At 41.2% G+C, this 19355-nt stretch carries 18 protein-coding genes and 1 pseudogene; 1 reads left to right on the forward strand and 18 read right to left on the reverse strand.

The annotated features are described in order from the left end of the window. The 3 genes from ACWATR_RS29950 to ACWATR_RS29960 form a co-directional block, all read right to left on the reverse strand. On the reverse strand, window positions 1-371 hold a 371-nt coding region (locus ACWATR_RS29950), incomplete at its 3' end, for a glycosyltransferase family 2 protein (protein ID WP_460340878.1). 35 nt (window positions 372-406) lie between these two features. After that, entirely contained in the window at window positions 407-1597 is a 1191-nt protein-coding gene (locus ACWATR_RS29955; RefSeq protein WP_460340881.1) for a tetrahydrofolate dehydrogenase/cyclohydrolase catalytic domain-containing protein, read from the reverse strand. 78 nt (window positions 1598-1675) lie between these two features. Beyond that, the gene (locus tag ACWATR_RS29960) at window positions 1676-1906 is read right to left on the reverse strand and encodes a hypothetical protein (RefSeq protein WP_460340884.1); all 231 of its coding nucleotides are present in this window, start codon (window positions 1904-1906) and stop codon (window positions 1676-1678) included. A 35-nt stretch (window positions 1907-1941) separates the two neighbouring features. On the opposite strand from ACWATR_RS29960, the gene ACWATR_RS29965 reads away from it, so the two are divergent. Then, window positions 1942-2355 carry a hypothetical protein gene (locus tag ACWATR_RS29965; protein ID WP_334765568.1) on the forward strand — a complete coding sequence of 138 codons (414 nt, stop codon included), beginning with the start codon at window positions 1942-1944 and terminating at the stop codon, window positions 2353-2355. A 291-nt stretch (window positions 2356-2646) separates the two neighbouring features. Here ACWATR_RS29965 and ACWATR_RS29970 read toward each other — a convergent pair whose 3' ends face one another. The 15 genes and pseudogenes from ACWATR_RS29970 to ACWATR_RS30040 form a co-directional block, all read right to left on the reverse strand. After that, on the reverse strand, window positions 2647-3477 hold the full coding sequence (locus tag ACWATR_RS29970; protein ID WP_460340887.1) for a hypothetical protein: 831 nt from the start codon (window positions 3475-3477) through the stop codon (window positions 2647-2649). Between the two features lie 2 nt (window positions 3478-3479). Further along, on the reverse strand, window positions 3480-3935 hold the full coding sequence (locus ACWATR_RS29975) for a hypothetical protein (RefSeq protein ID WP_460340890.1): 456 nt from the start codon (window positions 3933-3935) through the stop codon (window positions 3480-3482). A gap of 363 nt (window positions 3936-4298) precedes the next feature. Beyond that, window positions 4299-5141 (reverse strand): hypothetical protein, encoded by an 843-nt coding sequence (locus ACWATR_RS29980; protein WP_460340893.1) that lies wholly within the window; start codon window positions 5139-5141, stop codon window positions 4299-4301. A gap of 28 nt (window positions 5142-5169) precedes the next feature. Continuing rightward, window positions 5170-6588: a DUF6884 domain-containing protein gene (locus tag ACWATR_RS29985; RefSeq protein WP_460340896.1), complete on the reverse strand. Its 1419-nt coding sequence runs from the start codon at window positions 6586-6588 to the stop codon at window positions 5170-5172. Window positions 6589-6683: 95 nt separating this feature from the next. Further along, entirely contained in the window at window positions 6684-6857 is a 174-nt protein-coding gene (locus ACWATR_RS29990) for a hypothetical protein (RefSeq protein ID WP_460340898.1), read from the reverse strand. Window positions 6858-6867: 10 nt separating this feature from the next. Next, the gene (locus tag ACWATR_RS29995) at window positions 6868-7752 is read right to left on the reverse strand and encodes a hypothetical protein (protein ID WP_460340901.1); all 885 of its coding nucleotides are present in this window, start codon (window positions 7750-7752) and stop codon (window positions 6868-6870) included. Window positions 7753-8048: 296 nt separating this feature from the next. Then, window positions 8049-10310 (reverse strand): hypothetical protein, encoded by a 2262-nt coding sequence (locus ACWATR_RS30000; RefSeq protein ID WP_460340904.1) that lies wholly within the window; start codon window positions 10308-10310, stop codon window positions 8049-8051. Between the two features lie 58 nt (window positions 10311-10368). Beyond that, complete coding sequence (locus ACWATR_RS30005; RefSeq protein WP_460340907.1) at window positions 10369-10794, reverse strand: hypothetical protein; 426 nt, start codon at window positions 10792-10794, stop codon at window positions 10369-10371. 450 nt (window positions 10795-11244) lie between these two features. After that, window positions 11245-13011 (reverse strand): type IV secretory system conjugative DNA transfer family protein, encoded by a 1767-nt coding sequence (locus ACWATR_RS30010; RefSeq protein WP_460340910.1) that lies wholly within the window; start codon window positions 13009-13011, stop codon window positions 11245-11247. A 145-nt stretch (window positions 13012-13156) separates the two neighbouring features. Continuing rightward, window positions 13157-14563, reverse strand: coding sequence for a hypothetical protein (locus ACWATR_RS30015; RefSeq protein ID WP_460340913.1), 1407 nt, complete (start codon window positions 14561-14563; stop codon window positions 13157-13159). A 17-nt stretch (window positions 14564-14580) separates the two neighbouring features. Continuing rightward, window positions 14581-15414, reverse strand: a complete 834-nt coding sequence (locus ACWATR_RS30020; protein WP_460340916.1) for a hypothetical protein — start codon at window positions 15412-15414, stop codon at window positions 14581-14583. Further along, entirely contained in the window at window positions 15411-17252 is a 1842-nt protein-coding gene (locus tag ACWATR_RS30025) for a TrbI/VirB10 family protein (protein ID WP_460340919.1), read from the reverse strand. Before ACWATR_RS30025 ends, ACWATR_RS30020 begins: the two co-directional genes overlap by 4 nt. 17 nt (window positions 17253-17269) lie before the next feature. Beyond that, window positions 17270-18055 carry a hypothetical protein gene (locus tag ACWATR_RS30030; RefSeq protein WP_094345814.1) on the reverse strand — a complete coding sequence of 262 codons (786 nt, stop codon included), beginning with the start codon at window positions 18053-18055 and terminating at the stop codon, window positions 17270-17272. Then, window positions 18054-18164: pseudogene (locus ACWATR_RS30035) on the reverse strand (four helix bundle protein); the annotation flags it as partial. The pseudogene ACWATR_RS30035 and the gene ACWATR_RS30030, both read right to left, overlap by 2 nt. Window positions 18165-18187: 23 nt before the next feature. After that, entirely contained in the window at window positions 18188-19339 is a 1152-nt protein-coding gene (locus ACWATR_RS30040) for a hypothetical protein (RefSeq protein WP_322641955.1), read from the reverse strand. Window positions 19340-19355 lie beyond the last annotated feature (16 nt).

Raw genomic sequence — 19355 nt, forward strand, 5'->3', positions numbered from 1 at the left:
ATACCATTGCGGATGACATCGCGGCGGCGCTGCTGTCTTGCCATGCTGTATCGGATATTGGGATGTTGTTCAAAGTACTGCCGCATTGAGGCAACAAATTCAGGAGCAATGCTGTTGTCATCGTCCAGGTATGAAACAATGTCACCACCAGCTGCATCTAGTCCCAGGTTACGAGCGTAGCACAAGCCAAAGCCACTGCTCGGTAATGGGTGTTCCATTTCAATGTAATTGATGGGGAAATCAGCTTTTGCCCTAATGCTAGAGATAATATCTCTGGTATCAGGATTAGCCCCATCATTGATGACGATCCACTCGAAATTGCGGTCAGTTTGACTTTGAATGCTTGGCAGTGCAGTAGATGCAAGCTGCATAGGTCTATTGTAGGTTGCAGTGATAATTGATAGTTTCAAAGCTCTATACCTCTATCAGTTGATTGCGTTATTGTTGAATCGATCGCAGTTTGAATTTGCTGCCATTTTGCTATATCCTCGTTTGTTATACCCCTGGCGGTTTCTATTTGATTACTTGCAAGAGTTAGCCGAATCAGCGTTAGCTTTTCATTGGTTCTGGCAACAGTTAAACTTTGCGTGGTGCTATTGAAGCTGATCTGGTAGTTACTGCCTTCCAAGACAAATAGGTTTTCTTTTTCTGTGCGAATGGATTGAGGATAGGCAGTTGCTTGCTGCCCAAAGAACACTCTAGCTATGGGGGCAATTATAGTAGCGCGTTGCATCTGTTCTTGCTGTAATTGCTGATAGTCCCATTTCCCAAGTTCTATGCCCAAATCCATTTTTACCAAACGTTCTGCTAAAATTGCCATTTCTATTGGGCCAACACCTCCAGGGACGGGCGTAATGTTCTGGGGGATTCTGTAAGCACTGCGGTCTACATCGCCAGCAGCACCAGAAGCAGTAGGTGTAAAGCCACCATCGACAACCAAGCGATGAGAGGGGAGTACATAGTCCGTGAAAATTCCTCGTCTTCCGGTGACTGATACTACAATGTCAGCATCTTGAGTTCTAGTCAGGTCATCGCCGTCTTCCAAACAGAAACAGCTGATTCTACTTGCTTCTAAATATTTGATGACACCATTGCCCACAAAGCCACCTCCGCCGACAACTGCAACATTGGAATCTCTTTGTGCGTAGGATTCAACAATTCTGGCGATTCCTTCAGCAGTAGCACAACTTTCAAAGAAATTGTTACTTTGTCTGCGGACGATATCTATATCTTTTTGTGGTTCTAATGCCTGAATTGAACTTGTAAACCTAGCTGGAATTGGGTATTGAACAATAGCAGCAGTTACCTTCCTATCTTCATTAATGGATTGGATAATGTTGTCAAATTGCTCTACTGCGATATTAGGTGACAGCACAATATAATTGGGAGTAATGCCAATAGCGTTGAACGTTGCTACTTTTTGTTCTGCTGAAATTCTGGCTGCTTCGTATCTAGCTCTTAATTCATTGCTGGCATTTTCTGAAGACTCAAATCTGATGATTGCTACTTCTTTTTGAGATGCTTGAAATATGGATTTGTATTTTTGACATTCTTGCTTTACATGTTCTCGTATTAACTGTCCATCTATGAGCGTCATTTAATATGGCGTTAAATTTGATGAAGAAAATTGTCTGGTACAAACAAGTTTCTGAATTTTTACTAGGATTTGTTGGAATTAGGTAGGGCGTTTGGTGATTTCACCAACTTCTTGGCCATTGCAGGAAACCCAGTTAGTGACATAGCGTTCAGTGTCATGGAAGCCACTAAATTCAATACTATTATCAGAACACTTCTCTTGGAACCATTGTTGTGCTTCTTGTTCTGTATTGAATGTTCTAGCGGCGACTTCTTCTACTGGAATATTCCAGTTTGTATTGCCATACAAATCGCAAACATAATGTGTCATATCTGTTACTCCTTTAACAATATTTAAAAACCACTATGACAATTTTAAATCAACAACAGCAGGCTGAATTAATTATCCAACAAGCTTGCAAGGAAAATTTTACTGATAGCGAGAAAGTTATTTACGATGACTTTATTCTGGAAGCGGGGGTAAAAAACCCAGCCAAGATGACTGAGGCTACCGCTGATGCTTTAATTAGATACCTTAATGGCTGTGAAGCATCTAACGAGTTTGTTGCTAATGTAGTAAATCGCCTCGCGCAAGTTGCCCCTGCTCATATCATGACCAAGATTCTTTTTAGTGATAATGACGGCGATGGTGTGCCTTTATACGAGGAATTAAAACTTGGAACAAAGGCTACCGAATTTGATACCTCTTTTGAAATAACGGCCGCAAGACAAAGGCAATATCAATTTTCTCCAACTCGGAATTGCGATATGGAGTTATAAGTATAACCCACTACTAAATAATCATCTGTAGTGGGTATGAGATTGTTATTCTATAAAACGACTGAAAATAGAAATTAACCAGTTGCTACACCGGCGTAGACGCTTACTCTTAGCTCGAAGTAAGTGTCTCAGCGGCTTTCCTCAAACATCGCCATCTTTCCCATACTCAAAATTAACCTTCGGGATACTGGGTGTAAAAAATGCGCTACTGTTAATCGTAAGCGCATTCCCGATCATGTACTGCGATCGCAATACTCCCAGCCCAAATAATCAGGCGATTCCCCTGTAAGTTTAACTTTGGAAAATTACCCCAGTGTCCTGATCTTCATCCCAAAACCACCAACCTTGGGATAGTTCAGAAAGAACGCGCATTAGTGCTAACTGTTGCTGTGTGATTTCCCCACCGCCGTAGCTGACGTTGCTAGTGCCATCCCATGATTTAAGAATTGATTCTAAATTGTATCCATTGCCCATAATCCAACTGGCATAGAAGCAGTCTTTGGATATTTCTTCCATGATGGCTAGCAGTTCAAGGGCTGCATCAGGATTGGGTGATTTTAGGGCTTCGAGTGCAAGGCGGAGGTTTTCTTCCCTGTCTGCAAGAAATTCCGAAAAAGCTGCTCTATTTGATGGTAAATTCTCCTTTTCAAGTGTAATTAATTTTCCATTTACAATCTTGACTGGAGTTATATTTGAGTAGTCAGTTCGGTCATCTTCACTTGCCTTTACTTTTATAGCTAAAGGATGCCAATGGATGCGTTCAATTTTATTGGTCTGAGGATTTGTCCATGTCCAGAATAGTTTGTGAGATGCAGCACCCTTAACTGTCAGATAAGTTCTTTTATGTCGAATGGGATAGTCTACACCTTCTTCTTTTTTGGCTTGCAAAAAGGCTTCTATTGATAGACATTCTTCATTAAGGTATGCCATTTTACGTGGTGCTGTCGCATATGTATAACCCGATATGCTGCTGCTATCACCATCTTTCAAGACTACCAAATTCCATTTGTCGTTTATTGGATTCTGTATCCAAAACTCAACTGATATTGTTTGTACAAACCGATCTAAAATTTGGACTACACAAGGATAGTAAAGTGTGAGTTGTTGGTTGCTATTAGTCATTACTATTCCATCCATTCGATTGGGGATATGGTTTCCTTTTTGGCGGGAAGTATTTTGACTTCGTAGCCATAAAGAATTAATTCATACAGAGTTTCTAATAGTTGCTTGGGTGATATACTGTCCCATTGCTTGCACTCTAAGATATGTTTCAATACTTGCTCTGGAGCATTAACTACCCAAAGACTGTGAATTTTTCTGTTACTAAATCCCGCACATAATTGAACAATTGGTTGTAGCTCAACTGTTGTTTTTGGTATGTGTATAATTGCTGAACTTATAGGGATTGTTGGTTTTACTTCTAGATTTTTGGGTGGTAAAAAATCGGGGTCACTGTACCACTGTCCGTCGATTTGGTATGCAATCATTAGGTATGGCAATGCTTTAATCGCATTTATAGTTCCCCATCTTGCAGTTTGTCCTGCGTGAAACCAGATGTAAGAGCCGTTGTGTATTATCATGTACAGTCTTTATGATTTTGACTTGAGGTTTTGCTTGCCTAGCTAGTTGATAATTTCGTCTATGGGAGAAAATCTAGCTAATTTTTCTAGCTAGAGAATAATTTCGTATTTGTATGAACACTTAGTTAAAACTCGCCCTTATTAGCCATGTGCAGTCAACTTCATGCTCAGGTAAAATACTTTGGATTTTATTGATTGCTGAATTACTCCTAATAACTACCTTGACAAGGTATGTAATAACTGTGGTGATTAATCTATGAACAGATTAATATTTATTTAAATAAAATATTAAATGAATTATTGAAAATAAAAAGTACGTCATCGATTAAAATGGCGCACTTTTATTAAAAATAAATTTATGATTTAAGCGTGGTGAAGGATAATATTTATTGCGTCTTGAGTGCTAATTTTATATTGTGTAGCAAGTTTATTCATATTGGCTTCACCATTTGCATGAGCTTTGACAATTGCGCGAATAATATTTGGTGAAACATTAATCTCATAATTTGTAACAACTGGTTTGGGTAAAGTTTGAGAAATGAAGAATTCTTTTCTTCTTAAGAAATGTATTTGACGGTAATGCTCTTTTCTAGGTATCCATTGACAATTTCCGGGAGCAAAGTCACTCTCTAGATCAATACGTGCTATGACTGTTCCTTCGGGTGCTACTCCCATATCTTTTAAGAACTGGGTAAAGTTATCGCGCCAGGATGCATCAACTTCAATTCCGCACCCGCCATGATACTTGTACTGATGGTGGTTCTTGTTATAGCAGATGCGCTTGATGTGTAACCACGAGTTATACTCGTGGCTTTTGCAGTGTCCGTGGACAGTTTTATCGCTCTTGAGGGTTTCGCGCTGCAAGCATCCGCAGCTTTGTGTAAGCCCTCTTTTTAAGCTATTTTTACTGATATACTTTTGGGTTCCGCAGCTGCATAGGGTAAGGAGTAGTAGTTCACCCCTTTTCCCCTTAACTTCTATATCGGATATAACTTTTAGTCTCCCGAAGTTTGCCCCAACTGGGATGGATTCTTTTCTTTTTTTACAACCGCAATTGGTTGACCGACCATTGGTGAGGGTGTGACTGTAGACAAGTTTTTGGGTTCCACAATCACACTGGCATAATACTTGCTTTCCTTGTTTGTCTAGTATAATCCAGCTACCGAATTTTTCACTTATATTAATTACTCGTTTTGTAGTATCCATAAATCATTTTTGTGCTATTACTGCTGGGTTATATATCTAAAACAAGCTGTTTTTCTTGCTCCAGTTCCTTCTTTATCCAGGCAAGTTGCTGTCCAATGGCTAGGTGCTGCATTGGTACTTTTGTCTCATATCCCTTTGCTTTTAAAATGGGCGTTACCTCCTGTCTGTAAAGCTTGCCCGTCAAGAATACAAACTCTATTTCCGGGGACGCAACTTGTATGAGGTTTTCTGCTACTTGTTGCGCCCATAGTATACGTTCCTGATGTGATAAGGAATAGGGGGATTTGTCGTAGGGTTTGATGATTGCTTCTGGGTTAATAACTTGATGTAAAGGTGAGAGGATATACCATCTTGACTCTTGTTCTTCTACGTAGCGACGGCACGCTTGAAAGTGCTGGGAATAATATAAGTCTTTGGCGGCAGCAGGGTAGGTAAGCTGCTTGCCACATCCAGCAACCAGGTAGACTTTTTCCTTGGGAGTGAACTTTCTGTAGGTGCTGATCACCAGATTGAGGTTGTGGGCGATTCTTCCCATAGTATGCGTCCGTCCTTTGTTTGTCAGCCGAGGGTCAATCCTATGTCGGTTGAGAACCCTGCAAACATGACAGTTGCACTTTGGCGCACAGTGGGTTGGTATCCGAATTAATTTTTCCTCCTGGCTGACGAACATCCCACCGCCTAGTCCTTCCCGGATAAAAGTTGAACCATCAAAGGATAGTCCCATCTGAATAAAAGCTTTGGCATACTGGGGCGAGCATAATCCAAAAACGTGTAGATGAGCATTTGGCTCGTGCAATGGTGCGATGGCTACGGCGGGCGTAGCCATCGCATCCGCTTTCGGCAATACTCGTTCCGAGTCAATTAGCGATGGCGAAACGCCCGCCTTCGGCGATCGCACAACTTGAGTGATTGTTTTGATAATGTGTAAGTTAATCGAATACTCTCTCGCCTGGGAAACAAGCCCACCGATGCCGAGATGACGGTATCCCAGTCCCAAAAGATATTTTGCTACTTCAAGGCGTTCACTGAGAGACTGCCCGTGGATGACTGCTAGGGGTATTCTGTTGGGAAGATAACTTTTAGCAAGTTGGATAAATGTTTCTGCTTGTTTAAGGTTGTATTCTTGCCGTTCCCTGATATTTTCTCCAACAAGTAAATGGTCGGGACAAACAATAATATCGCCGACCTTTGAGCGTTCTCGATATCTATGAATAGACCAGTAAGCATCAACATATTTACCGTTTAGAGTGGGGATATCTTGGTCACGGTAGTTAAATGATCCACAGTCATGAACAATGGGACTATCTGGAACAATTTCTGCTTTGATCGCGAGTGAGTATAGCCAGCCTACCGGCTGATACTCAAGCAACTGCCAGATTGGGATTTTTTTACCCTTGCTTCTAACAAAATCGCTCTTACCCAATACTGGATAGAAACCTAATTTCATAGTATTTAAACGAGCAGAAGTTGATTTACATTCGTTAAGTTAACCCTCTGCTTGGAAAGGGCTAACTAGTAGATGTCTGTATTTATTTGCAATATTTAGAAGATACTGCCGCCAACGGTTAGATACTCTTGTAGTAAGAGTGCTAATATCACTTGCTGGAATTTCTTATGCTTCAGTTTCAAAAGCATATCAAAGTGAATCTTGGCGTGATACTTCATACCATCGAAGTGGATATTGAAACTAGGATTGAGTTGAAAGTCTTGAATCATATTTTTATCCTTACTGGGGAAGATATAAACACTTGTTTTGTTCTGCTAGCCTATTTGTGTGATAGTTATCAAGAATCATTTTCTTAAATTCTTCTCTTGTTGCTTGCAAGTCGCGGAATATTTTGTCAGTAGGATAGAAGAATACCGACTGTTGGCGGCTGTAAAACCAGACCAGTTGATTGATACTATACGTATCATTACTATCAAGCAGGACGTAACTAATTTGTTGGTAAAAATTTTCTAGAGAGAAAGGACGCTTTTTGGCAGTTGTTCGTACATCGATGAGAGTATTTCCAGCAATTATCTGGCAATCAGCACCTCCAAGATATTCACTTAAAGGGTATGAAGCATTGCAGGTAATATTCCCACTTACTTGATTAGCTACTGTTTGCCAGGTACAGGGTACAATACCGATGATTTGAGATGTATCTTGGATACTAGGAAGCCATTTTTTGAAATATTCTGCTTCAAGCTGAAGGGATTTTTCTCCTTGTAGAAAAGGTTGAATAATTTCATGAATGTTGCGGCTACGAGCATAATTTTCTAATGCACCCAAGAGCATACACTTTAGAGCTTCTTCTTCAAGTGAATTGGAATTTGTAATGCAATAATCGAAGGCATATTCTATTTTGAGGGCTTTTGCTCCAATCTGGGCAAGACAATTAGTAAACCATGTTTTATCTTCATAGATGCTTCCTAAATACTTGGCAATGGCTTTGGCGATCGCACTTCCTACTAAGGGAAAATCTACCCCATCAATCGGTCTGATAATTTCTTGATTTTCTAATAGCTGGTTATGGTTAGCGATCATCTTGATGACTGTCTTGTTGAGTCTAGAGTCAAACCATCTCCTGATAGGTGAGTTTCTATTTTTTAGTTCGGATGTTAAGCTCACTTTTTGGTTTTCTGCTTGAGATACTACATTGAGTATCTGCGTGAGCTTTACGTAGTAATTTTTGTTTTAATCGCGTTACTGATTTAAGTAAAGAGACTAATCATTCAAAATAAGTTAAAAGCTTATAAGGTAAGCTTTTTAAATTTCGTAACTCGTACAAATTTGGATAAATTCTCAACCAAAGTTTTTATATTGTCAATGCGACTTTGTAAACTTGGTGCTAGACAATTTGGTAATAGCTAGTTTACAACTCAACCTCTCTAGACTTGGTATTAGACAACTTGGTGATAGTTAGTTTACAATTCAACTTCTCTCGACTTGGTTTTAGATGCAGCCGCAACAGTTTGCCGTTGAAGGGAGGGTATGTGTTCAGTTGGGGTATATTGCTGCCGAATTTCTTCCCCTCGCCATTGTTGTAAGTCGCTCATAATGTCTTTGAGGGGAACAAAATCGACGACTGTTTCTCCTTTCTTTTCAGCTTCATTTGTCTTATGGTTTAAAATCTTGAAGTACATTTCCCTCTGGTCGGCAATTGGTAACTTGCCGTCATTCTCATTTATCCGTTGAAGAATCTCTTCATTACCCTGGTTCATTGCCTTTCCCCAGTCAGGGCTACCATGCTTGACCATGTTCGCCCATTCCTCAGCGATATATGGGTGAACTTTCACAGGCAGATCGCCAGCTGCTTGTATTACTCGTTCTTTGGGTGCAGCTGCGGCTGTGGGTGTAGATTGTTCATTACCAAAGATTTGTTCCAAGTTGAGTTTGCTGGCGCTCTGGGCAATAAACTTGACTTGGTTGATGTCGTAGTCAGAGATGTTCATCTTGCTGACCTCTTTAGTAATCCCAGCTTCGGTTTTAGTTAGGTCAAACCGGACAAGTTCCTGAGTACCTTTCTCTTCAGTAGTTTTAAATAATTGCAGGCTGGCTCGATTATTTTCGGGTTCACGAGTCCGCTTGATAGTAAATTCACCTACTGTAAGTTCTTCCTTATCAGCCTGGATGAGGACGTTATTGAGGGTATGCAACATCTCGTTTTGTTTAAATACTTCCAGGGTTTTAATCGTGCCAGCGGGTGCAAGACTTCCCAAGCTATTTGCTACATCACGGATATCGGCATTGTTGAGGTCAGGGAGCTTGCCATTGTCGCCCAAGTACTCTGCCACTATCAGAAACTCCTGACGTTCAACAGGTAACATCTCTGTAGGTTTTTTCGTGATTTTGGGTTCCTCTTTTTTGTTGAGTTTAAAATCTATTAAGGAGTTTTCCCACCCAAAGAGTTCATCACTGCGACGGTGAATGCTAACAGTGTCTCCCTCTTGGCGAATCACAAATGTATCGCTACGGTAAATACGTGACCCATCTTGTTCAAGAGTGCCGTATTTTTTTAACATTGTCGTCGCGGTTTCAGCAATGTCTTTATTTTCCCCGTTGTAGCGTTCCTCCCGCGCTTGTTTATTATTAATTTGATAGATAGGTACTTCAACTTGACGCGTCCACTGCTGCGCTGCTGACTCTACACCTTGGGAGTTAGCTACTTCTTGATAGCTAAATTCAGGTGCATATTTGTTTCGATTATTAGTTTCTAGCTCCTCTGGCTCTTGTCCAAAAAACTGATTGCGAGTTCCATTTTGATTTACCTCTCCTTCAGTTTTATCTTGAGATTGGTAGTTACTAACAACTATCTCTCTGATTTGAAGAGTTTCTTTGGACTGTGCTATTTCTTCTTGAAGATTATTGACTACATCATCTCCAAAACTCTCATCTGCTTCTATTTCAACAGATGAGTTTATTTCTTGAGTTATGAGCGAACTATTTTCGCTGTTTTCATCTTGTAGTAACTTATTTATAGTCAGCTGACTCTCATCTAACAGTGGACTTTCTTCTATAGCAGTGAAATTCTCATTATTAGATAATAACTCTTTTGTCTCTTCAGAATTTTCAATAATTTCAGCAGATGGAGGTAATAGCTTAATCAGTGGTTCACTTGCTACATCTATTATTTCATCTGGGGTAAGTATTTCAGTGACGAGATTAGTTGTACATTTACCTTCGCTATCTTGTTCATAGATAACGATTTGTTTTTCTGAACCCTCTGACTCCAGATAAGCTGTAATTTTCAGAGCGATCTCACCTGTTTGCTGATAATCACTATTTAAATTGGGTATATCTTCTACTAATCTGGCAGCAATTGTTTGTGCTTGATAGTCTGTAAAAGGTTCAGTTTCTATTGTGTATTGACCTTCTATTAATACATCTGGGATGAACACAATATTAGTTTCTTGATTGCTTTTTATACTTTGGCTGGTTAAATCTACCTTTTCCCATTTATATGCACCAGGGGTAGATTCATCAGATACAAGATTGTAAATGTCTTTGCCAACTTCAACTGCAATTTTACTTGCTTCTTGAGCTTCTTTGAGTTTTTCGAGAATTACTTTAGTTATCTTAGTCAGTGCATTGATGAGGGTTTTACTTAATTCCCGACTTGTTTTAATTGCAGTATCAGCTGTATTTAAATATGATTCATTAATTTGAGTTTGTCTGGGGTCAAACATATCTTACTTTGAAATGGGTAATTTTTTATGGAATCTGACTGAAGGTGAGGTAGTTTTATTAAATAAAATTTTTAAACTCTTCAAGTGATAGAGAGGTTGAATTTCCATTTTGATGTTTGTTTTGACTTAGTTCTATTTGGCTATTTTTGAAATTTTGATTTATTTCGCTTAGTTGTTCGCTTTGGTTAGCAATAATTTTTAACATTGCTTCTAGCTTGTCATCTAGTCTGGATATTTTAACTTCCATTGATGTTAGTTTTTCTTTTGCTATAAATATTTCTTGATTGATTTGTTGGTGCTGTACATTAATATCCTCACAAGTTTTATGCCATTTTTCTAAGAATTTGGTTAATTCTATTAATAGCGTTGTCGAGTTGTATGTCGTAGTTTGTGACTTTTTCAGAATATTCAATAAGTCGTCTAACTTTCCGTTCAATATCTCTTCTATACTCAAGTTTTTGTTTTTCTGCTCTGTAATATTCATTGATAATTGCCTCGTAAGAGAGTTTAACTTTATATTCTGAATTCCACATACTATATTGAGGGAAACTAATGTCAATTAAGTTTCCTTGGGTTCCTGTGGCACGGTTGAAAATAATATGTATGTTTACTCTTTGATAAGGAAGTAGATATGCAACATATTGTTGTTGTTCAAAACCAATTAAATTTATATGATGTTTGATTAATTCACCATAGTTGTTAGCATTTATTTCAATTTCGATTTTATCGATTACAATCTGTCTATGTAGCCCATGAAGTTTTACTCTTGGTCGGAGGATAAACTGTTCCTCAAAAGAGCTAATAATTGAATGTGCATTCTTGCTATTTACTTGATGTGAACTAATTAATTGACCTTTTTGGTGATAATTATTTATTAGCTGAATTATTTTTGTCTGAGTGATATTTTCGTCTTTGACGCTACATTGTATCATTTTTAGAAAAAGCTCTTGTATGCATCAACAGGTAACGGTGCATTGCCTGCTTGTATGGGTGCTTGTGGGATAGGAAACTTCCGATCTACTTCCTTGACTCGCAAATCTAAATCTTCTTGTGTGGGTTTTTTCTGGGTACTTTTCCTAGCAAGCTCCTTAATGACTTTATCCCACTTAGTATCGTTTTCTTGTTCGAGTCCGATAATATATTTCGGAATTTTGATATTTTTTAATATTGGTACTGAACCCTCATTTTTATTACTGTAAGCAGGGTTAATAAGTAGACATTTACCAGGTGGTAATTTGAGGAATTGGGCAGGCTCGAACAGCTTCCGAGTCCGTTCTTGCTCACTGATAGACGTGCTAGCCCTACCCCCTCCAGTTGAGCGAGATTTTTGTTTATATTTAATTTCCTCTTCACCTAAATATGCAGAAAATAGTCGTGCTGATTCTTCTTCACCAGGATTAAAAACAAATTTTGTGCCGCACGCACCGAGGATGGCTTTAGAGATTTCCCTACCATAAATCTTTTCAAGCTGACCCATGTTTTGCCAACCCAGGATACCGCAGAATCCTTCGGAACGAGATTCGTTAAGCCATTTAAATAAATCTGGAAGGAAGATACTTGGCAACTCGTCAAGACATACTACTAATGGGCCATCTTCCTTGCGTTTTTTGGCGATACTGCGGGAAACTACCATGTGGAGAATGCTGGTCATCAGGGGGCTGACAGCATCGCGGCGTTCGCGGTCTAACCCGAAGATAATCATCTGTTTGCGTTTTACCTCCAGGGGGAGGGTTGTTTTACCGACAAAGCATCCCAATGTACCCCTTGCCATGAACCGGGTGAACATCAATGAAGCGCTACCAGCGATACCCGCCACGGTTTTTTCGGAGCCAGCTGAGCTAAATAATTGACCAAAAGCTATCTTAATCCAGGGGTTTAGTGCTGCTGCCATCAAGCGTTCGACCATCTTCTCGCTGGAAAGTATTGCCGCAGCCGTCATAATATCAGCGCGATCGCCAAACTCTTTGGTTAGCATTAAGATAGCCTGCGTCAACTGATCGCCCGCAGGGCCGAAGAATGCATCCTCAGACGCATTACCCAACAAGCGAAAGTTCTTGTTAATAACTGTAGCTAACTGCCGTGCAGTCTCAGCATCGCTACTGTCGCGTAAAAAATCGATTGGGTTACATACCTCCGATTCGGGGAATCCTGGTGCAAATACGTGTACGTCATACCCCTTTGATTTGGCATAACTGGCGATTTTGGCTTGACTGGCATACTTGAAGTCGTATAGTACTATACCAAAACCTTGGTCAATTGCTGAGTAAATCATCGGGTTGATAGCCGAGAATGATTTACCGCTACCAGGTGCGCCAATTACAGCAGTTCCGCGTTGGACATCGGGTACATAAACTGGTACTCCCCCACTCCCCTTGGGTAATTTTTGACCCTTGTATTTGTGTATTCCAATATATAAACTGGCACTATCACATTTAGGAGCGACGATTTGCTTGAGGGCTTTTTTCTTAGCTTGGGCGGTTTCCTTTGCTCCGCCCCAATAGCTAGTAGCAAGCTTGCCTTTTTTACCATTACTAAAAAGCTGTAAAAGCAACAATAAGCCAATTCCCCCTGCAAGTAGTAAACCTTGAGGTGACATGAGCTTATCTGTATATTTACTAAAGTCAGTATTACTATTTTTATGAGCAGCTTTTACTTCTCTAACAGTCTTAGTTTTAGCAGTTGCAAACAGATAATTATTCATATTAATCTGTGTTAATTTGGTATGAGGAAATCGAAGAAATATGCAACTTCACTTAATTGCATATTTCTTCATTAGTTATCTGGTGTGTCCTCTCCAAGTCAAAAATTAAAGAGGATAGATTCTTCTATGATTGCCTTTTTACTTATTACTTCTTCGGTACAGTGAGAGGTGTACCAAGAATAATTGGGTCTATTTCGCGGTAGGTGAAGAAGGGAACAGGGCCAATGAAGTAGGGCGAGCAGCCCAAGTCAACCCATCCCCGCTTGCAAATACGGAAGAACATCGCGGTGGTGATACTGCCGTCAGCTTCGTTAATATCCCAGATGACTTGTTTAAATGATTTCCCAAAGGGATGACGACCTGTGGGTTCTTTGCCACCGTTGAGGCTGCCCAAGATGCCGAATCCGCCTTTAACGTTTTGGTCTTTGCCGGACATCCATTGTGCGCCAGTAACGGTATCGCTACCCGAAACTTCGATGTGACCGCACTTTTTCTCGCACGGGACATTAAACCCAGCTTGATAGCTACCGCTTATTGACTTCCAGCGTCCGCTTTCAAGCGAACCGAGGGGTAAGTCTACTTTGCCGATAAAGCTAACATCGGGAATTGGTACACTGGGGAACTGGTCAAATGGAACATCAGCCAATCCCGGAACTTTACTAATTGTTGTGTTTTGCCAGTTAGTAAAGTCCTTTAGCTGTGCATCCTGAATACCAGGGATGCTGGTTAGTTTATACTTATCGAGTTTGACATACTTACCAAGTTCCACTTCTCCCAGTTCGGGATAATTGTCTAGCACTTCACCAACAGTTTGGTAGCTTCCGGTGCTGCCTGTTACTTTGGTCACTAGTTCTTGAATTGGTGGGATGGCTCCGACTTCTGAATCTTCAAGCTTGGGAATTGCTTCGGCGAGGTCTTCGAGTGTTTGCCACTCTAGTGTCTCAAAATCTGACAGTTTGAGATTTTTGAGGTTAATTCCCGTGATGCTGGCGATATCTTCAAGCGTAAAATCTTCAATATTGAACTCAGTTGCTTCAAAATCGCCCAGTTCCATGACTTCGGCAAGGCTTTGTCCGGTACTCCAGGTGCGTGTCTCCTTCATACCAGGGTTTTTGATATTAGGGAATTCGACGCTGCCAGCACCGCCAAATTTCATATTTCTGAACGTGATACTGCTCCAATCGGGTGTGGGTGCGCCATTGACGTATTTAGTTGCGACTGGCTGTTTGGTTTGTTTTGTTTTATCTATCGAAGTGTTCAAATTTGAATACTTCGATGGAACTGTTTGAGCTACTGCTTTCTCACCGAATAGGAGACTGCCGATATTGTAGCTACCTCCAAACCGGATTAACCCGTGTAGGGCAAGTCCTGCAATAAGTCCTGCTACCATCAGGTAGCGTAAGTTATTAAATTTTTCCATCCGATACTCAAGCGCTCGGTTGGTTTTTTTGTGAGTGGTTTCCTGACTTGCAGCTCTCACTGGTACAATCGCAGTTACCTCGGTTGTGATATCTAAAATTTGGTTGTTGGAGGCCAGATTTTCGTTATACATCACTGGTTATTTAAAAATTAATGATTTAAGAGAAAGTTTGTTTTACCTGTATTTGGTGTTATGGGAGGGTTATTGCGCTGTGGCGGTATTTCTAACAAGCGTTTTCCACCTAGCAGCATGAGTTTTTCAACCAACTGCATTGATACTCCGGTGGTGCTGGCGGCCACAACAAGTTCCTCTCCTTGCGATCGCAACTCAACAAGTTGGTTCAGACGCTTCCAAAGCTTGCTATCTGTAGTAACCCACTGATTTTTAAGGGCAACTTGCATCCCTTTAGCGATATGTCTGCTATCAGATAATGCGGTGTAACTGACTTTTGGTTTTACTTCTTCAGGTTTGCTGGGAGTATCGCCAATAATCTCAATTTGGCTGTACTCTGGTGTGCCACTGCCCGCTACAATCCGAAAGTGATAGCTTTTCCTTGTTGACCCAGATTCGGTAATTACTGTCATGTGCCCCCCGTAAGAAGCTTGTGGTAAACCGGGGATTTTGACTGTCTCGATGCGGCGAATGTGAATTAGTCCTGCGCCCGTACTGTTTCCAGAACACTTACCTAAACCTTCAAGACATCCGTCTACATCAAAAACAAACCTAGATGGGTCATCCAGCCAGATTTTCTTGATGACTTCTCTGGTGTTGTAGAACGATATTGATACCCCATGTCCGGGCCAGACCTTAACTGTCTGCAATTGGGCATTTTCCCCTGACACCTGGGACGCTGCAACTTGACGGATAGTATTTGCCAGTACAAGTTGGTTTGGTGCAAGCACAGAGGCGATGGTGAGGCACCCGCCAAAGGCGATCGCGCAGGGCATCATTAAACTAAAGTCGGCTATATATCTGAATTTCACAGTTTGATTGACCTATCGACTTTGATAGTGATTTTGGTGTCTTTAGGCACATACCAGACATTGGGACGGCGGTTGATTTCGTCAGTGGCACGTTCTGTCCGCTTGCTGACTGTTTCGCCAAGTTTGCCAAAGGCACCTTCAAGAAAGGCAGCTCCCAGGTTGCGGTTGTTATTGCGGCTGCGGGTTCTTGTCCCACCTAAAGGCAAATCTTCTGTAACTTGTTCATCTGGCTGGTTGATAATTTCCCCTACCTTGGCAATACCAGCTATTGTTCCTAAAGTGGTATCGTATTTGGCAATTTCAGATCCCTTGTTGTCGTAGGGTCTGGCGGCTAGGGGGGAACCTGCTTCTCCCAGGACTGATATCGTTCCGGGTGATAGGGGGTATTCGGTTCCGTCTTTGAGGATGGCCGTGACTTCGGCACGCACGCCTGATGTGCTATCAACCGAAATCATGGCGATAGTTACCTGTGTTCCTGCTGGAATGGCTATTTCGCCAGTATTGCTGTAAAGCGGCTCGTTCAACTGGGCGACAAACCGTAACGTATTTGTCTGCTCTTGGGAACGACCGTTATTGTTGATTTGGGGCATCACGAGCGGAGTTACGAGGGTTGCACTTGCAAACGAACCGACAACTAGATACTGTGGTTGTGTTTCTTGAAGTATCTGTGCTTCTTCTGGCAAGTAGTTATTTGCAAGTCGTTCGACTTGCTGAGTGGGGTTGTTTTCTTTATTACCAGCAAAACTGGATTCTAAGGTTTTTTCTTTGCCAAGTTCTGAGCTAGTTTGTGGTTCTTTTACCGAGAAGCTATAAATAACTGGTACGGCTTGATTGTTCTCTTCGTCACCAGTATTGCTATACTCTGGAGTACTGTCGTTTGTGTTTACAGGTTCCCAACGCGGCCGTAGTTCTTCAATTTGACTGGGAGTGTTGGTAACTGTTTCGGTATTCTCGCTGCGGCGGTTACGGCGACGACGGGAGCGACTGGTATTTTGTTCTGCTGGGCGTAATGTTTCTTCAGTTTTAGCTGTAACTTCTTGTGCTGTTGTGCTTGTAGGTTCACTGACAGTGGTACTGGCTAACATATAATCAACCCGACCAACTGAACCCAGGCTACGCAGGCGTTCGAGTTCGGCTATTGGGTCTTTGGCGACACTCTGGTTGCTGGCAACTATTTGTTTGGCAAATTTTGGCAGAGGAGCGCTAGGACGCAGGGGTGGTATTGGCTGTGAAGCGACTTCTCTAGGTCTTGGTCTAACAGTTTCGGGTGCTTCTCGGTATACACGTCTTCTGGAAGTAGGGGGAGTTTCTTGAGAGACTACCCTTCGTTGTCGAATAGAACGTGTTTTCTCTTTGTTTTTGGATTGTTCTTCTTCAGTACCTTCCTTTTTCTCTTCTTTGTCTTCCGTCTTGCCTTTACCGTTTAGTGCATCAAGTTCTTCCTGTTGCTTGGCAAGGGCAAGCTTGGCATAAACATCCCCATCTTTTTTCTCAGATGCCGCAACTGTGGGAGTGGGCGTAGGGGTTACTTCTGGTTTTTTGGCATTTTTACCACCCCCATTCATCATGCCGTTGAGGACAACAAATATAACTAAAAACCCAGCACCGAATGCACCACCAATAATTCCTAATCTTGACCAGGGGGATGTGACAAAATCGTGTTTAGTTTGTATTAATGCGGGGTCTTCTACTTCCAGTTCATCTTCTTCAGCCACCTCATATTGTGAACCTTCCAGTTCATCTTCTACAGGTTTTATATCTTTACTCTCGATTGGTAAAAGACTATCTACGGAAGATAATTCATGCTTATTTGAAGCCTCATATTGTAGCTGTAACATATTTTGGTATCTAATTACTAATTATTTTCTTTTTTGCCGAGATTATAATCAACAATTTGAGTAATTTCTAAACCTGGCTCTCGTACTAAATAAATTTTTTTATCAAGTTCAGTTGGCTTGGCTGGTAACTTGGGAGTATCGATAGCTTCGACAGTAATTGTTTTGTTAAAGGCGATTCCTTTACCTTGATTTTCATTTCTATCAAAGCTTACGAGCGTACCGATATAATCAACCTCCCACTTTCCATCCTTGATTTTTCTGGGTTCAGAGATATGGCGGGTGACGAGTGAGACTTGAACCTCACCGTTAAATACGCCATTTGGGACAATTTCTGCTAACTTTTTGAGGAAGTTTGCCCGAAAATCTTGATTTTCAGATAGTGCAAATGCAGCTTCCCAAGCTCTAGTTGGAATTCTTTTTCTACTATTTTTTGTTGTTTGAACATCTATTCCTTTATCAGGTTTGGTAACGTTTTCGCCATTCTCTGTTGCTTCGATTATTCCGTTCCAACCGAACATTTTAATCATGCTATCTGAGATAAAGCGTTTGATAGTTTCATCTTCGCGTTCGTTAGGAGCAGCAAATTTACCAGGTGAAATAGAGCCATCTTGGAGTTGAACAACCGTCATGCCTTTGACATGACGATTTGTACTAGAACTCATACCAATATTTACAATTTGTAATAGTATAGATAAGATAGTTCCTCCTGCTGTTATGGTGATTGCCATTGCAATAGGTGTAGAGGTAGATTGACCGTAACTGAGGAGGCGGGCTGGTTGAGATTTAGACTTAGGTTTAAGCATATATTTCCGATTTAGGGAACTTACTAGTAAATTGATATACTAATAAAACAAACTGATGTGCTTTTTGCCAAACTATCAAATCTTGAAATGTCTTAGCTGACTCCTGAATTCTGACTTCTGAATTCTGACTAATTACTTTTTAACTTTAATTTTGGAACTAACAAATTTGGTGGCATTGACAGCAACCGTTGCAGTTGTACTTGCTCCACCAGTAGCGATTCCTGCTGCAATTTCAGATCCAAATGCTACTGTTTTACCTAATCCTGTCCAAACAGCTATTCCACCACCTGCGGCTAATGCAGATGAAAGGATAGGAGAAACCAACCCAACAAAAAGGAGAAATATCATCGGTTGGTTTTGTTCGGAATTAGCAATAAGTTGTCCGCACAAACCAATAATCATGTTGAAGCAAAGTTTTGCCATTCCAACGGTGAAATAACCAGTTAGCCAAGCGAAAATAGGTTTTGCGCCAAAGGGGAGTAGTGAACCGCCTATTGCCAATGGGCCAAGTAGGGCAGTTAAAAGCATCGTGAATTCGATACCCCACTGGTAGGCGTTATTGAGGGCGAGGAGGATGACTGCGACAAATCCGGTAATCATTGAACCGATTGTGCTGGTGATAGAATTACCAATCTTTTCGGCAATTTGACCGGGGGAGAGGTCGTCGAGCGCATCTTTGGCATCAGATAAAGCCTGAAGTGGGTTAAACTCCCAACTACCGCTATCGGGGGCTTCTCCTTTAAATAGATCGGGCGCAGAGGTTTTGAGTTCTGCTTCTGCTTGTTGCAAGCAAGTGATTGAATCTTGCGTGTTACCTGGGATTGAGCGGCATCTTTCCATTGCCGCCCCTACTTGCTGCTGGAGGGCAATATTACCGACTGCTCGGTTGAATGCTACTTCTAGGTTGGCTCCGGCAGCAGTAAACTCAAGAATGTCATTATTGACAGTATTAATGTATCCTCGTATGGCGAGTGTTCCACTTCTGAGTAAAGTGCCATTGTTAGCTAGTAGCCCGATAACCAGGATGGGCCATATCCAACTGGAGAGGGCTTTCATATCCTCTTGATTTATCCAGTTTTTGCCTAACTCAACCATAAAAAGGGTGAGAGTTGCGATCGCAAAAAACTGACCAACTTTGCACATTGAGCCATATAAGCTGCCGTTGAGGGTTTCTTGCCAAAGTTCATTGAAACCTTCAGCTACTAATTGCGCTCCGGCGGCGGCATTTTCTAAAATGTCTTGTCCAAAAAATGGGTCGGTTGCAATTATGAGGTGTTCTAACATAGCACTTGGTTAACAG

The sequence above is a fragment of the Nostoc sp. UIC 10890 genome (genome assembly GCF_054786515.1).

Excerpts from the sequence above, each read along its gene's own strand:
- ACWATR_RS29955 (WP_460340881.1), bottom strand. The coding sequence starts at position 1,597 with ATGACGCTCATAGATGGACAGTTAATACGAGAACATGTAAAGCAAGAA.
- ACWATR_RS29960 (WP_460340884.1), bottom strand. The coding sequence starts at position 1,906 with ATGACACATTATGTTTGCGATTTGTATGGCAATACAAACTGGAATATT.
- ACWATR_RS29965 (WP_334765568.1), top strand. The coding sequence starts at position 1,942 with ATGACAATTTTAAATCAACAACAGCAGGCTGAATTAATTATCCAACAA.
- ACWATR_RS29970 (WP_460340887.1), bottom strand. The coding sequence starts at position 3,477 with ATGACTAATAGCAACCAACAACTCACACTTTACTATCCTTGTGTAGTC.
- ACWATR_RS29975 (WP_460340890.1), bottom strand. The coding sequence starts at position 3,935 with ATGATAATACACAACGGCTCTTACATCTGGTTTCACGCAGGACAAACT.
- ACWATR_RS29980 (WP_460340893.1), bottom strand. The coding sequence starts at position 5,141 with ATGGATACTACAAAACGAGTAATTAATATAAGTGAAAAATTCGGTAGC.
- ACWATR_RS29985 (WP_460340896.1), bottom strand. The coding sequence starts at position 6,588 with ATGAAATTAGGTTTCTATCCAGTATTGGGTAAGAGCGATTTTGTTAGA.
- ACWATR_RS29990 (WP_460340898.1), bottom strand. The coding sequence starts at position 6,857 with ATGATTCAAGACTTTCAACTCAATCCTAGTTTCAATATCCACTTCGAT.
- ACWATR_RS30000 (WP_460340904.1), bottom strand. The coding sequence starts at position 10,310 with ATGTTTGACCCCAGACAAACTCAAATTAATGAATCATATTTAAATACA.
- ACWATR_RS30005 (WP_460340907.1), bottom strand. The coding sequence starts at position 10,794 with ATGAATATTACAGAGCAGAAAAACAAAAACTTGAGTATAGAAGAGATA.
- ACWATR_RS30010 (WP_460340910.1), bottom strand. The coding sequence starts at position 13,011 with ATGAATAATTATCTGTTTGCAACTGCTAAAACTAAGACTGTTAGAGAA.
- ACWATR_RS30015 (WP_460340913.1), bottom strand. The coding sequence starts at position 14,563 with ATGTATAACGAAAATCTGGCCTCCAACAACCAAATTTTAGATATCACA.
- ACWATR_RS30025 (WP_460340919.1), bottom strand. The coding sequence starts at position 17,252 with ATGTTACAGCTACAATATGAGGCTTCAAATAAGCATGAATTATCTTCC.
- ACWATR_RS30030 (WP_094345814.1), bottom strand. The coding sequence starts at position 18,055 with ATGCTTAAACCTAAGTCTAAATCTCAACCAGCCCGCCTCCTCAGTTAC.
- ACWATR_RS30040 (WP_322641955.1), bottom strand. The coding sequence starts at position 19,339 with ATGTTAGAACACCTCATAATTGCAACCGACCCATTTTTTGGACAAGAC.